The organism is Streptomyces sp. NPDC030840 (assembly GCF_055572015.1).
This window is the reverse complement of sequence record NZ_JBVIEE010000001.1, coordinates 123,166-135,579: the sequence shown is the minus strand read 5'-3', so window position 1 is coordinate 135,579 and position 12,414 is coordinate 123,166. Positions and strand designations below refer to the sequence as shown.

Here is a 12,414-nt window from a genome sequence, read left to right as displayed (position 1 = left end):
CAACTCCGTTCTGTAGCGACCCACTCACAGACTGAGACGAGTCGGGCTAGGCTCGCCAGAGGGTCGGGTGTGACCAGGCACTTGTCGCAAGGGAGTTGACTCCGTGGCCACGATTTACGGCGACTGGCTCAAGGAACAGCGTGAGGCGGCGGGGCTGACGCAGCAGCAGCTCGCCGAAATGGCGATCATGACGCGCTCACACATCGCGCACATCGAGGCGGGACGCCGGGTGCCGTCGAAGGAGGACGCGCGGCGGCTGGACAGGGCCCTGGGCACGGGGAATGTGCTGAGCAGCTTTCTCCCGCAGGAGGACGCGGCTGCGGCGGACTACTTCGAGGCAGTACGGCTGCTCGAACAACAAGCGGTGATGATCCGGGAGTTCGCCCTCTCGTTCGTGCCCGGCATCCTCCAGACGAAGGGGTACGCGCGTGCAGTGCTCGGCATGGCGTTCCCACCAGTGAGTGAGGAGGAATGTGACAGGCGCCTGGTCACACGCCTCGAACGCGCGAGGATCCTCGAAGATCAGGTCAGGCCTGTGGTGTGGGCGCTTCTCGACGAGGCAGTTCTACGGCGCCCTGTGGACGGCGAGGACGTCATGGCGGAGCAGGTTGCGCACATCGTTCGCCTCGCCGAGACTGGGCGTGTCCGCGTGCATGTGATGCCGTTCGCCATGGGCTTTCACCCGCTGATGGAGAGCATGCTCACGCTGATGTGGTTCGAGGACCAACCGCCCCTGGCGTACAGCGAGGGCGTGCGGATGGGGAAACTGCACGACTCCCCGTCCGTAGTTCACGAGTTGCAGAGTCGCTACGATCTTGCACTGAGCGACGCGCTGTCGCGGCGAGAGTCACTGGCCCTGCTGAAGGCAACAGCGAAGGACTACGGACATCATGGCTGACCGAATCATCCCGAACGCTGCCGTGCTGGGTGGATGGCGGAAGTCGTCCTACAGCGGGAGCGAAGCCGGCAGTTGCGTCGAAGTCCTCGACGGATACCCATGTGGCGTGCCCGTCCGGGACTCCAAGATGCCGCAGGGCCCTGCACCGGTCTTCTCAGCCGACGCCTGGTCAACATTCGTCGCCGCCATCAAGGACAGCCGACTTCCCGCCCTGAACACATCGCAGGCACCCGGCCGGACAGGCAGTACCTCCGCGAAACCGTGAGCATTCCAGCCCCCACCGTTCACATGTCGCTCGTTTGAGCGCTTGCCTGGCATCCAGCCCCCAGGTGCTCACGCTTTGTGCAGGGTGGGGTCATGAGCCCGGGATTCTCGTACCAGCACGACCCTCTCAGCACGGGACACGTGATCACCACCGTGCGCACACTCATGCGCACCGACGGCTTGGACGTGTCCCTCGCAGCCATCGCCCGCAGCTGCGGTACGTCACGCAACTTCCTGTACGCCAACTGGAAGTCCGCCTCCGCACTGCACTTGCTCGCGCTCAGGACGGAACTCGCGCAGGCCTTCGACGAGGCGCACCGCACCTGCCCCAGCGACGGCACCGTCACGGGCATCACCCGTCATCTGACACAGGTCGCGCGCATCATCCGTCGCCACCCGACCACGGCCGCCGTCGCCCGCTCATCTCCCGGTGCCTTCATGAGCGCGCACACGGCGATCGAGGGTCCACTGCTGCGGGTCGCCACGGAACGCATCGGCGATCTGCTGCACCCGCTCGTCCCGCACGGCGGGATCTGGGGCGACCACGCACTGAACAGCAGGCCCTGGAAAATCCTGTGGATCGCTCGTTCCGCCGCCCTCTGCCCTGACGCTGTCGGCAATCAGGAGTGGGAGGACGCTCTGGACGGCGCCTTCACCGAGTTGCTCCGGGACCTGCTCGCCCCTTGGGCCACCGTCAGCCGCACACCTTCGCCCGAGGCCCGTGACATGAACCCCTCGGGGTGACCGACTCACCGGCTCACTGAATCCCGACACACAACCGACACGCACTGGTCATTTACTTGACCGCATGTCCATGTCACCCTCCTGTCCGTTGGCCGCTCATTCAACCCGCGTAGAACGGACGCCCCCTATGCCCGCCACGCACACACGCCGCCGGAGACTCCTGGCGCTGACGGCCTCGGCCCTGCTCGCCGGACTCGCTCTGCCGACGGCCACCGCCTCCCCCGCCGCCGCGACGACGACCGCGTACGACGACACGTACTACGCGGACGCGATCGGCAAGACCGGTACGGCCCTGAAGGACTCCCTGCACACGATCATCAGCGACCAGACGACGATCTCCTACTCGGCCGTCTGGAACGCCCTGAAGGTCACCGACCAGGACCCGAACAACAGCAGCAACGTGAAGCTGCTCTACTCGGGCATCTCCCGGAGCAAGTCACTGAACGGCGGCAGCACGGGCAACTGGAACCGCGAGCACGTGTGGGCCCAGTCCCACGGTGACTTCGGCACCTCCGCGGGACCCGGCACCGACCTGCACCACCTGCGCCCCGAGGACGTCCAGGTCAACTCCATCCGCGGCAACAAGGACTTCGACAACGGCGGCAGCGGCTTCACCAACAGCGGGGGCAGCCTCACCGACTCCAACTCCTTCGAGCCGCGTGACGCCGTGAAGGGCGACGTGGCCCGCATGATCCTCTACATGGCCGTCCGTTACGAGGGCGACGACAGCTGGCCCGACCTCGAACCCAACGACGCCGTCACCAACGGCAGCGTGCCGTACCACGGTCGCCTGTCGGTCCTGAAGGCATGGAACGACGAGGACCCGCCGGACTCCTTCGAAGAGCGCCGCAACGAGATCATCTACGACTCGTACCAGGGCAACCGCAACCCGTTCATCGACCACCCGGAGTGGGTGGAGGCGATCTGGTAGGTGAGGGCGACTTCCGTTGCTCCTTCGGGCAGTTAACGAAAAATGACATCCGGGCGTACAACCGGAGACACCTGTTCCGAGTCCGACTGTGTGGGGGCGCGGCGCGCCGCGCGTGCCGTGTTGAACTCGTTTGACTCGAAAGGCAGTTGTATGTCCCGAGCAGGACGCAGGACCCGTACCGCCCGGCTGGGCTCACCCCTGGCCGCCGCGGTGCTGCTCGCCGGAGGTCTCAGCGCCTGGGCTCTCACCGGAGCCCAGGCCGTGGCCGCCCCCGCTCCGTCGGTGGAGGTCCAGGACGACTTCAACGGCGACGGCTATGCCGACCTCGTCATCGGGGCGCCGAACGCCACGGTGTCCGACAAGGCGAAAGCCGGCTACGTGGCCGTCACGTACGGCTCGGCGAGCGGGCTGTCCACGGCGAACAAGAAGATCGTGAGCCGGTCGACGAGCGGGATACCCGGCTCCGCCACCACCGGTCAGCGCTTCGGGCTGACCTTTACCAAGGGCGACCTCGACGGCGACGGTTACGGCGACCTCGTGATCGCGGGCGGCACCGCGGGCTCCGTCGTCATGTGGGGCTCCGCCTCGGGGCTCACCGGCGGCACGAGCATCGCCGGGTACGGGGCCGCCCCGCAGGCCGGTGACTTCGACGGGGACGGCAAGACCGACCTCGCGCTGTTCTCCGCGCAGTCCGTCGGCGGCGACGAGCCCGCCGGCGCCCCGGCCGCCCTGTGGAAGGGCCCGATCTCCCGGAGCGGCACGCCCGCCTCGGTGCTCGACATCCTCGACAAGTCCGAGTGGTGGGGCTGGGACGAGGACGACGCCTCCTGCGCCACCGGCAGCGGCTGCGAGGACGGCCCCGACTCGATCACCGGGCCCGTCCGCAACGGCCACGTCGGCGACATCAACGGCGACGGCAAGGACGACATCGTCCAGTGGACCTACACCGGCGACGGAACCTGGGGCAACCGGCTGCTGTACGGCGGCGCGTCCGGCTTCACCACCGAACGGGCCCCCGGCGACACCACGGGCGAGATCCCGGGCACCGGCGTGGGTGACGTGGACGGTGACGGCTTCGACGACGTGGTGGTCGGCGGCGACAGCTGGAGCGGCAAGGTCCGTGTCGCCTACGGTTCGCCCTCCGGCCTGTCCGACGCGGACACGAAGTCCTTCGACCAGAGCCTGCCCGGCTTCTACGGCGCGGAGGAGGAGGGCGACGGCCTCGGCGCGGCGGTCTCCGTGGACGACGTGAACGGCGACGGCTACGCCGACATCGCGCTCGGCATCCCCGGTGAGGACTTCAGCGGCCTCACCGACGCCGGTTCGTTCGCCCTGGTGCACGGCAGCGCCTCAGGGTTCACCGGTACCGGCAGCCAGGTGTTCCACCAGAACACCGCCGGGGTGCCCGGAGTCGCCGAGACGGGAGACAGGTTCGGCACCGCCGCCGAGCTCCTCGACGTCAACGGCGACGGCCGCCGCGACATCGCGGTCGCGTCCAGCGCCGAGAACAGCGACAACGGCGCCGTCTGGTCGCTGCGCGGCACGTCCACCGGTCTGACCACGACGTCCGCCATCGCCTTCGGCCCCGGCGACCTGTCCGCGCCCGCCACGGACGCGCAGTTCGGGTACGACCTGCGCTGACCCGCCGGCAGAGTGACGGTACGGGCCGTACGCCCAGCCCCGTTGGGGAAGGGTTGTACGGCCCGTTGCCCCCTGATCATGGGCTACACGGGCTCGGCCAAATCCTCGGCGGCGAGGGCAACGCCCGGCATGGGCGGCGCCCCGGCGGCGGCGACAGCCTCAGCTCCGAGGTCACGGCCTGGGTGCAGGAGCACGGGACGGCGTGAAGGCGAGCGAGTACGGCGGCAGCGCGGCATCGTCCGACTCGGACTCCACGTCCCGGACCAACCAGTCCGCGCTCTACCGCCTGGACCCGTCGGACGTCAGCTGACGCCGGCCGCGTCCCCCTCCAGATGCGTCGGCGCGAACATGCGCGGCCTCGCGGGGAGGACGACCACGGACGGGCCTGGTGCGGCGAGCGCCTTCGCCAGGTCCTGTTCGAGGGTGCCGGGGGCCGTCCTGACCCCCGGCACCCCGAACGACTCGGCCAGCGCCACGAAGTCGGGGCGGGCCAGTTCCGTGCCCGTCGCCTGGCCGAACGCGTCCGTCATGTACTCGCGCAGGATGCCGTAGCCGCCGTCGTCGACGATCAGCCAGGTGACGTTCAGGTCGTACTGCCTCGCGGTCGCCAGCTCCGCGATCGAGTACAGCGCGCCGCCGTCACCCGAGACCGCGAGGACCGGCTGGGTCGGGTCGGCCGCCGCCGCTCCCAGGGCCGCCGGGAAGGCGTAGCCGAGGCCGCCCGCGCCCTGGGCCGAGTGCATGGTGTTGGGCCCCTGGGGGTCGAAGGCCGACCACGCCCAGTACGACAGGATCGTCATGTCCCAGAACGAGGGGGCCCGGGACGGGAGGGCCCGGCGGATCGACGCCAACAGGTCCTGCTCCAGGGTGAGTTCCTGCGAGTCGATGCGTGAGCGCACCCGGTCGAGGACGTCCCGTACCCGGTCCGGCGCCGTGGCGTCCTCGCGCGGCTCGACGGTCTCCAGCAGTGCCTGCAGCGCGAGCCGGGCGTCCGCGTGGATGCCCAGCGCTGGATGGTTGGACTCCAGCTTGCCGAGGTCGGCCTCGATCTGGACGACACGGCCGCGGGGTTTGAACGTGTGGTAGTTGGACGACAGTTCGCCGAGGCCCGAGCCGACGACCAGCAGGACGTCCGCGTCCTGAAGGAAGTCCGTGGTGTGGCGGTCCTCCAGCCAGGACTGGAGGGACAGGGGGTGGGTCCAGGGGAAGGCGCCCTTGCCGCCGAAGGTGGTGACCACGGGGGCGTTCACCTTCTCGGCCAGCTGCTTCAGCTTGCCCGACGCGTCCGCCCGTACGACTCCCCCGCCCGCGATGATCGCCGGGCGGTCGGCACGGGACAGCAGGTCCGCGGCCACCGCCGTCAGTTCGGGGCGCGGGGCCAGGTCCTGTGGTGTCGCGTCCGCGCCCGTCACCACCGGGAGCGCTGTCCCGGCGAGCAGGACGTCCTGTGGGATCTCCACCCACACCGGGCCGTGCGGGGCCGACAGCGCCGACTGCCAGGCCGCCGCGATCGCGGAGGGGATCTGGGACTGGGTGCGGACGGTGTGGACCGACTTGACCACGCCCCGGAACGACGCGGACTGGTCCGGGAGTTCGTGCAGGTAGCCGTGGCGTCCGCCGCCCAGACCGGCCGTGGGGACCTGGCTGCTGATGGCGAGCACGGGCGCCGAGGCAGCCGCCGCTTCCTGCAGCGCCGCCAGCGACGTCAGCGCGCCAGGGCCCGTCGACAGCAGCAGGGGGGCCGCCTCGCCGGTGATCCGGCCGTACGCGTCCGCGGCGAAGCCGGCGTTGTTCTCCACCCGGAGGCCCACGTACCTGAGGTCCGAGCGGCGCAGGGCGTCGAACATGCCGAGGGCGTGCTGGCCGGGCAGCCCGAAGACGGTCGTCGCGCCGAGCCCGGCCAGGGTCTCCACGACCAGGTCTCCGCCGTTGCGGCCGGGGGGAGGGTTGAGGGCGGCCTCCGTCTGGGCGGCGGTGGGGCGGAGCACCAGGTCGTGGTCGTGGGTCACTTGGAGCGGGCCTCGGCAATCTGACGGGACATGATCGTGGTCAGTTCGTACGCCGTGTGGGACGCGGCCACCGACGTGATCTCGGCGTGATCGTACGCGGGCGCCACCTCGACGACGTCGGCGGAGACCAGGTTGCAGGAGGCCAGGCCCCGCAGGATCTCCAGGAGCTCGCGGGAGGTCATGCCGCCCGCCTCGGGGGTGCCGGTGCCGGGCGCGTGGGCCGGGTCGAGGCAGTCGATGTCGATGGAGATGTACAGCGGGCGGTCGCCGATGCGCTGCCGGAGCTGGTCGGCGACCTCGTCCACGCCGCGTCGCATCACGTCCGCCGACGTGACGATGCCGAAGCCCATCTTGGCGTCGTCGTCCAGGTCCTGCTTGCCGTACAGCGGCCCGCGCGTGCCGACGTGGGAGAGCGCCTCCGTGTCGAGGACGCCCTCCTCCACCGCGCGCCGGAACGGGGTTCCGTGCGTGTACTCGGCGCCGAAGTAGGTGTCCCAGGTGTCGAGGTGGGCGTCGAAGTGGAGCAGCGCCACCGGGCCGTGCTTCCTGGCCACCGAGCGCAGCAGGGGCAGCGCGATGGTGTGGTCGCCGCCCAGGGTCATCAGGCGCGCGCCCGTGCCCAGCAGTTCGTCGGCGGCGCCCTCGATCGTCTCGACGGCCTCGTGGATGTCGAACGGGTTGACGGCGATGTCGCCGCCGTCCGCCACCTGGGCCAGCGCGAACGGGGACGCGTCCTGCGCGGGGTTGTAGGGGCGCAGCAGCCGGGACGCCTCGCGGATCGCGTTGCCGCCGAAGCGGGCGCCCGGCCGGTACGAGACGCCCGAGTCGAACGGCACGCCCACGACGGCGACGTCGGCCCGTCCGCCGACCTCGTCGAGCCGGGGCAGCCGGGCGAAGGTCGCGGGCCCGGCGTACCGCGGTATGCGGGAGGAGTCGACGGGGCCGCGGGGCGTCTCGTTGCCGCTCATGGAGTAATGCCTTCTTTCCTGCGCTTCGTCGCGTATGTACTGCTTCTTGTACGACTCTACTGGGGCGCCGGGACGGGCTCGGACGCGAGTTCGGGTGCCCGTCCGGCGACGCGCTCACGCCAGTCGGCGAGTACGGCCTCGTCCGTCGCCGGGGTCGCCAGGGACACGGCGACATAGGCGACCAGGGAGGAGAGGAGGCCGTAGTAGACGGGCTCGTTGGCGAGGATCCCGTACGTCGCCATCAGGCCGATGACCGCGACACCACCGACGATCACGGAGGCCAGCGCGCCCTGCACGGTGCCGCGCTTCCAGACCAGGCCGCCGAGGATGGGGACGAGGAGGCCGCCGACGAGGAGGTTGTACGCGACGGTCAGCGCCTCGACGACGTTGTTGAGCGCGATGGCCGTACCGATCACGGCGAGCCCCATGACGAGGATGAAGGCGCGGTTGCCCCTGACCTCGTCGTGGGTGCCGTCGCCGTCGGTCCTCTCCACGGCTCCCCTCAGCCGCGACCAGATGTCGTTGTTGGCCACGGTCGCGCAGGCGATGAGGGCACCGGAGGACGTCGACATCACGGCGGCGAGGGCTGCGGCGAGCACCAGCCCTCGGACACCCAGGGGCAGTTCCTCCTTCACGATGGTCGCGAAGGCGTCGTCGGCGCTGCCCAGTTTCGGGTAGAGCACCCTGGCCGCCGTACCGATGACGGCTCCGGCGAGGGCGTACGCGAGGCAGTACGTGCCCGCGGCCGTGCCGCCCCACTTGGCGGTCCTGTCGCTGCGGGCGGTGAACACGCGCTGCCAGATGTCCTGCCCGATGAGCATGCCGAAGGTGTAGATCAGCACGTAGGTGAAGATCGTCTCGCCGCCGATGCCCAGCGGGTCGAAGTACGACGTCGGCAGCTCGGCCCTCATCTCGCCGAAGCCACCGGCCTTGACGACGGCGATGGGCAGGAGGAGCAGCAGCACGCCGACGGTCTTCACGACGAACTGCACCATGTCGGTCAGGGTGATCGACCACATGCCGCCGAGCGTCGAGTACGCGACGACGATCGAGCCGCCCAGGACGATCGCGACCGTGCGGTTCATGTCGAACAGGACGTCGAAGATCGTGGCGTACGCGATCGTCGAGGTGACCGCGAGCATGAGCGTGTACGCCCACATGACCACGCCGGAGACCACACCGGCCCGGCCGCCGCCGTAGCGCAGGTCGAGCATCTCGGAGACGGTGTAGACCTTCAGGCGGGCGATGCGGGCGGAGAAGAAGACGGACAGGGCCAGGAGGCCGAGCCCGATGGTGAACACCATCCAGGCGCCGGACAGCCCGTACTGGTAGCCGAGCCCGACACCGCCGATGGTGGAGGCGCCGCCGAGGACGATGGCCGCCATCGTGCCCGAGTACATGGTGGGCCCGAGGCGGCGCCCGGCGACGAGGAACTCGCTCTTGGAGCGGGCGCGGCGCATGCCCCACCAGCCCATGGCCAGCATGCCGGCCAGATAGACGACGATCACTGTGTAGTCGACGGCCATGAGGGGCCACCCTTCTCGCGCCTTTTCGCGCCTTCTCGCGGTCGCACCGCAGGTTCGTGGGTTGACCCTAGGTGGCTGGAAAGCAGCGCTGAAGTGTACGTTTCATCCATCGCACCCTCGGCGGAATGGAGGAAACATCCACCATGCCGGCCCCGTCGCCCCCACCGGTACCACCGTCACCGCCGGTACCTCCCACCCCGCCGGTCCCCCTCTCGGCGCTGCTGGCCCGCGAGGACCTCGCCCTGCGGCAGATCGCGGGCCCGGTGGACCCCGGCACGGTGATCCACTGGGCGCACACCTCGGAGATGGCGGACCCGTACCCGTACCTGCTGGGCGGGGAGCTGCTGCTCACGGCCGGGGTGCACATCCCGGAGGCGGCGGGGTCGGGCACGTACTTCGACGACTACGTGTCCCGGATCGTGGAGGCGGGCGGCGCCGCGCTGGGCTTCGGCATCGCGCCCGTGCACGACACGGTGCCGCGCGCCCTGGTCGCGGCCTGCGACGCGTACGAGCTGCCGCTCGTCGAGGTCCCGCCACGGACGACGTTCACGGCGGTCGCCCGTGCCGTCTGGCAGCTGATGGCCCAGGCCCGCCACGCGGAGCTGCGCCGTGTGACGGAGGCCCAGCAGAGCCTCGCCGCGGCGGCGTCCCGCCCGGACCCGGTACCGGCGGTCCTGCGGCAGCTGGCCCAGCGGGTGGGCGGCGGGGCAGTGCTGTACGGACCGGACGGGGCGGAGCTGGCGGCGGCGGGCAGAGGTGCCGGGGCGGCCGTCGTGGACCGTCTGGCCGAGCTGTCGGCGGTGGTACGGCCCGGCGACACCCTCGGCCCCACGCCCTCCTCCGCCACGGACACCGCCCACGGCGCCCACCTCGCCGCCTACGCCCTCGCCGGCGGTCAGGGCTTCGTCCTGGGCGTGGCCACGGCGGGCCGGGAGCCCGGAGACCACACCATCGCCTCCGTCGCCGCCGTGCTGCTCTCCCTGCTCACCGCGGAGCACCGGAGCGGTTCGGGCGCCGCGTGGCCGGCCGCGCTGGTGCGGTTGTTGCTGGGGGCGTCCCCCGAGGACGTCGCGCCGCTCATCGGTGAGGGGCTCTGGGTCGTCGTCCACGCCCGCCCCGCCGGGGACGGCACCGCACCGGACGCCCTGGCCGCGTCCGCGCTCGGGGCGGCGCTGGGCTCCGCGCTGGTGGACGCGGGCGGCGACGTCGTACGGGTCCTCGTGCCGGCCGGGCGGGCTCTCGCCCCTCAGCCGGGCTGGACCTGCGGCGTCAGCGCGCCCGCCGGCCCCCACGAGTGGGCCCTGGCCGACACCCAGGCCGCCCGCGCCCTGACCCGCGCCCGCGCCACCCGCACGCCGCTGGTCCACCACGCGGCACGGCCCGCCCTCGCCGACCTGCTCCCCGCCGAGGACGCGGACTCCCATGCCCGCGCCCTCCTCGCACCACTCGCGGACACGCCCGCCCTCACGGAGACCCTGCGCACCTGGCTGTCACTGCACGGCAGTTGGGACCGCACGGCGGTGGCCCTGTCCGTGCACCGCAACACCGTGCGCCAGCGGATCGGCCGGTGCGCGAAGTTGCTGGGCACGGACCTCGACGACCCGGACGTACGCATGGAGTTGTGGTTCGCGCTGCGGCGGCGGTGACGGGCCGGTAAGGAGGGCCGCAAGGGGGGTGGGGACGCCGAGTGACCCGCGTCCCAGCGTTCGGGACGTCGGCGTACCGCACAGTTGTCTGCCTCACAATGGGAACCATGCCGATACCCGGGACCCCCAGCCGCACCGAACTCGTCGACCACCTTGTCCGGACGCGTATCGCGGGCGACGTCGCCACGCCGCGCGAGAACAACCTCTCCCACTACCGGAAGCTGGCCAACGGAGACCGCCACTACTGGCTGGGCCTGGAGCTCGGCGACCGCTGGACCGACGAGCAGGACGTGCTCGCGGTGATGGCGGAGCGCGTCGGCGTGAACGACGACGCCGAGCACCGCTACGGGCAGGACACCATCGACCCGGAGCTGACGGTGGCCGCCCTTGAGCGCATGGCGGCGCGGCTGCGCAAGGCCGCGGACGGCGAGCAGCGCGTCCTGTTCGCCACCGGCCACCCGGGCGGCCTGCTGGACGTGCACCGTGCGACGGCCGCCGCGCTGCGCGCCGCAGGCTGCGAGATCGTGGTGATCCCGGAGGGGCTGCAGACGGAGGAGGGGTACGTCATGCAGTTCGCCGACGTGGCCGTCCTCGAACACGGCGCCACCCTGTGGCACACCCACTCCGGCGAGCCGATGAAGGCCATCCTCACCGGCCTGGAGCGCGAGGGCCGCCCGCTGCCCGACCTGGTGGTCGCCGACCACGGCTGGGCGGGCTACGCGGGACAGCACGGCGTGGACTCCGTCGGCTACGCGGACTGCAACGACCCGGCCCTGTTCCTCGCCGAGTCCGAGGGCACCGTCCAGGTCACGGTCCCCCTGGACGACCACGTGCTGAGCCCGCGCCACTACGACCCGATGACGGCGTACCTGCTGGACCAGGCGGGCCTCACCGGCTGAGCGCCGCGCAGCCGGCCTCGCCCCGCGGAACGCGGACGACCCCCTCCTGGATCACCGAGATCGCCAGCTGCCCGTCCTGCGTGTAGATACGGCCCTGGCCGAGCCCGCGCCCGCCGGACGAGGACGGCGACTCCTGGTCGTACAGCAGCCACTCGTCGGCCCGGAACGGGCGGTGGAACCACATGGCGTGGTCGAGCGAGGCCCCGACGATGTCCCCCACGGCCCAGCCGCCGCGCCCGTGGGCGAGCAGGATGGAGTCCAGCAGCGTCATGTCGGAGACGTAGGTGGCGAGGACGACGTGCAGGAGGGGGTCGTCGTCGAGCTTGCCGTTGGCGCGGAACCACACCTGGGAGTGCGGTTCGCGCGGCTCGCCGTAGCGGCCGTACGGCGGGTCGTCGACGTAGCGCAGGTCGACGGCGGCCCGCGCCTGGAGGAACTTCTCCACGACCACGGGGTCAAGGCCGTAACCGGGCAGCCTCTCTTCTGCGGTGGGCAGGGTCGCCGGGTCGGGCGCGGGCGGCATCGGAGCCTGGTGGTCGAGCCCCTCCTCGTACCGCTGGAAGGACGCGGACAGCGCGAAGATGGGCTGGCCGTGCTGGACGGCGACGACGCGGCGCGTGGTGAAGGAGCGGCCGTCGTTCATGCGGTCGACGGTGTAGACGATGGGCGCGCCCGCGTCCCCGACGCGCAGGAAGTACGCGTGGAGGGAGTGGGCGAGGCGGTCCTCGGGGACCGTCCGCCCGGCGGCGACGAGCGCCTGGGCCGCGACCTGGCCGCCGAAGACGCGGGGGATGACTCCGGAGCGGGACTGGCCGCGGAAGATGTTCTCCTCGATCTGCTCGAGGTCGAGCAGATCGAGGAGAGACTGCAGTGGTGCCTGACTCATGC

General features: G+C 71.1%; 11 protein-coding genes. 7 read left to right on the top strand and 4 right to left on the bottom strand.

Annotated features, from left to right (window positions below; genetic code table 11):
* The first annotated feature begins 103 nt into the window (after positions 1-103).
* From ACZ49J_RS00595 to ACZ49J_RS00575, 5 genes are all read left to right on the top strand, one after another.
* Entirely contained in the window at positions 104-898 is a 795-nt protein-coding gene (locus tag ACZ49J_RS00595) for a helix-turn-helix domain-containing protein (protein WP_467454758.1), read from the top strand.
* Positions 891-1,163, top strand: a complete 273-nt coding sequence (locus tag ACZ49J_RS00590; RefSeq protein WP_467454760.1) for a DUF397 domain-containing protein — start codon at positions 891-893, stop codon at positions 1,161-1,163. Before ACZ49J_RS00595 ends, ACZ49J_RS00590 begins: the two co-directional genes overlap by 8 nt.
* Before the next feature lie 92 nt (positions 1,164-1,255).
* Positions 1,256-1,906 carry a hypothetical protein gene (locus tag ACZ49J_RS00585; RefSeq protein WP_467454762.1) on the top strand — a complete coding sequence of 217 codons (651 nt, stop codon included), beginning with the start codon at positions 1,256-1,258 and terminating at the stop codon, positions 1,904-1,906.
* 127 nt (positions 1,907-2,033) lie between these two features.
* The gene (locus ACZ49J_RS00580) at positions 2,034-2,837 is read left to right on the top strand and encodes an endonuclease I family protein (RefSeq protein WP_467454763.1); all 804 of its coding nucleotides are present in this window, start codon (positions 2,034-2,036) and stop codon (positions 2,835-2,837) included.
* 150 nt (positions 2,838-2,987) lie between these two features.
* Positions 2,988-4,478, top strand: coding sequence for an FG-GAP-like repeat-containing protein (locus ACZ49J_RS00575; RefSeq protein ID WP_467454764.1), 1,491 nt, complete (start codon positions 2,988-2,990; stop codon positions 4,476-4,478).
* 302 nt (positions 4,479-4,780) lie between these two features.
* Here the strand turns inward: ACZ49J_RS00575 and ACZ49J_RS00570 are convergent, their stop codons facing one another.
* The 3 genes from ACZ49J_RS00570 to ACZ49J_RS00560 are packed head-to-tail and all read right to left on the bottom strand — an operon-like array spanning position 4,781 to position 8,981.
* Entirely contained in the window at positions 4,781-6,487 is a 1,707-nt protein-coding gene (locus ACZ49J_RS00570; protein ID WP_467454766.1) for a thiamine pyrophosphate-binding protein, read from the bottom strand.
* A complete protein-coding gene (speB, locus tag ACZ49J_RS00565; protein WP_467454768.1) occupies positions 6,484-7,455 on the bottom strand; it encodes an agmatinase in 972 nt (323 codons plus the stop codon). The genes ACZ49J_RS00570 and speB overlap by 4 nt, the downstream gene beginning before the upstream one ends.
* A 56-nt stretch (positions 7,456-7,511) precedes the next feature.
* Complete coding sequence (locus ACZ49J_RS00560) at positions 7,512-8,981, bottom strand: sodium:solute symporter family protein (RefSeq protein ID WP_467454770.1); 1,470 nt, start codon at positions 8,979-8,981, stop codon at positions 7,512-7,514.
* A 125-nt stretch (positions 8,982-9,106) separates the two neighbouring features.
* On the opposite strand from ACZ49J_RS00560, the gene ACZ49J_RS00555 reads away from it, so the two are divergent.
* Together ACZ49J_RS00555 and ACZ49J_RS00550 are read left to right on the top strand one after the other, a co-directional pair.
* Complete coding sequence (locus ACZ49J_RS00555; RefSeq protein ID WP_467454771.1) at positions 9,107-10,627, top strand: PucR family transcriptional regulator; 1,521 nt, start codon at positions 9,107-9,109, stop codon at positions 10,625-10,627.
* Positions 10,628-10,734: 107 nt separating this feature from the next.
* Complete coding sequence (locus tag ACZ49J_RS00550; protein WP_467454772.1) at positions 10,735-11,526, top strand: phosphatase; 792 nt, start codon at positions 10,735-10,737, stop codon at positions 11,524-11,526.
* On the opposite strand, the gene ACZ49J_RS00545 is transcribed toward ACZ49J_RS00550, so the two are convergent.
* Positions 11,516-12,412: an acyl-CoA thioesterase gene (locus ACZ49J_RS00545; RefSeq protein ID WP_467454774.1), complete on the bottom strand. Its 897-nt coding sequence runs from the start codon at positions 12,410-12,412 to the stop codon at positions 11,516-11,518. The two genes, ACZ49J_RS00550 and ACZ49J_RS00545, sit on opposite strands and share 11 nt — an antisense overlap.
* Between the last annotated feature and the right edge of the window lie 2 nt (positions 12,413-12,414).

What these genes read in the sequence shown, in the direction of transcription:
- ACZ49J_RS00585 (WP_467454762.1), top strand. Translation starts at nt 1,256, where the DNA reads ATGAGCCCGGGATTCTCGTACCAGCACGACCCTCTCAGCACGGGACAC.
- ACZ49J_RS00580 (WP_467454763.1), top strand. Translation starts at nt 2,034, where the DNA reads ATGCCCGCCACGCACACACGCCGCCGGAGACTCCTGGCGCTGACGGCC.
- speB (WP_467454768.1), bottom strand. Translation starts at nt 7,455, where the DNA reads ATGAGCGGCAACGAGACGCCCCGCGGCCCCGTCGACTCCTCCCGCATA.
- ACZ49J_RS00545 (WP_467454774.1), bottom strand. Translation starts at nt 12,412, where the DNA reads ATGAGTCAGGCACCACTGCAGTCTCTCCTCGATCTGCTCGACCTCGAG.
- ACZ49J_RS00590 (WP_467454760.1), top strand. Translation starts at nt 891, where the DNA reads ATGGCTGACCGAATCATCCCGAACGCTGCCGTGCTGGGTGGATGGCGG.
- ACZ49J_RS00560 (WP_467454770.1), bottom strand. Translation starts at nt 8,981, where the DNA reads ATGGCCGTCGACTACACAGTGATCGTCGTCTATCTGGCCGGCATGCTG.
- ACZ49J_RS00550 (WP_467454772.1), top strand. Translation starts at nt 10,735, where the DNA reads ATGCCGATACCCGGGACCCCCAGCCGCACCGAACTCGTCGACCACCTT.
- ACZ49J_RS00575 (WP_467454764.1), top strand. Translation starts at nt 2,988, where the DNA reads ATGTCCCGAGCAGGACGCAGGACCCGTACCGCCCGGCTGGGCTCACCC.
- ACZ49J_RS00555 (WP_467454771.1), top strand. Translation starts at nt 9,107, where the DNA reads ATGGAGGAAACATCCACCATGCCGGCCCCGTCGCCCCCACCGGTACCA.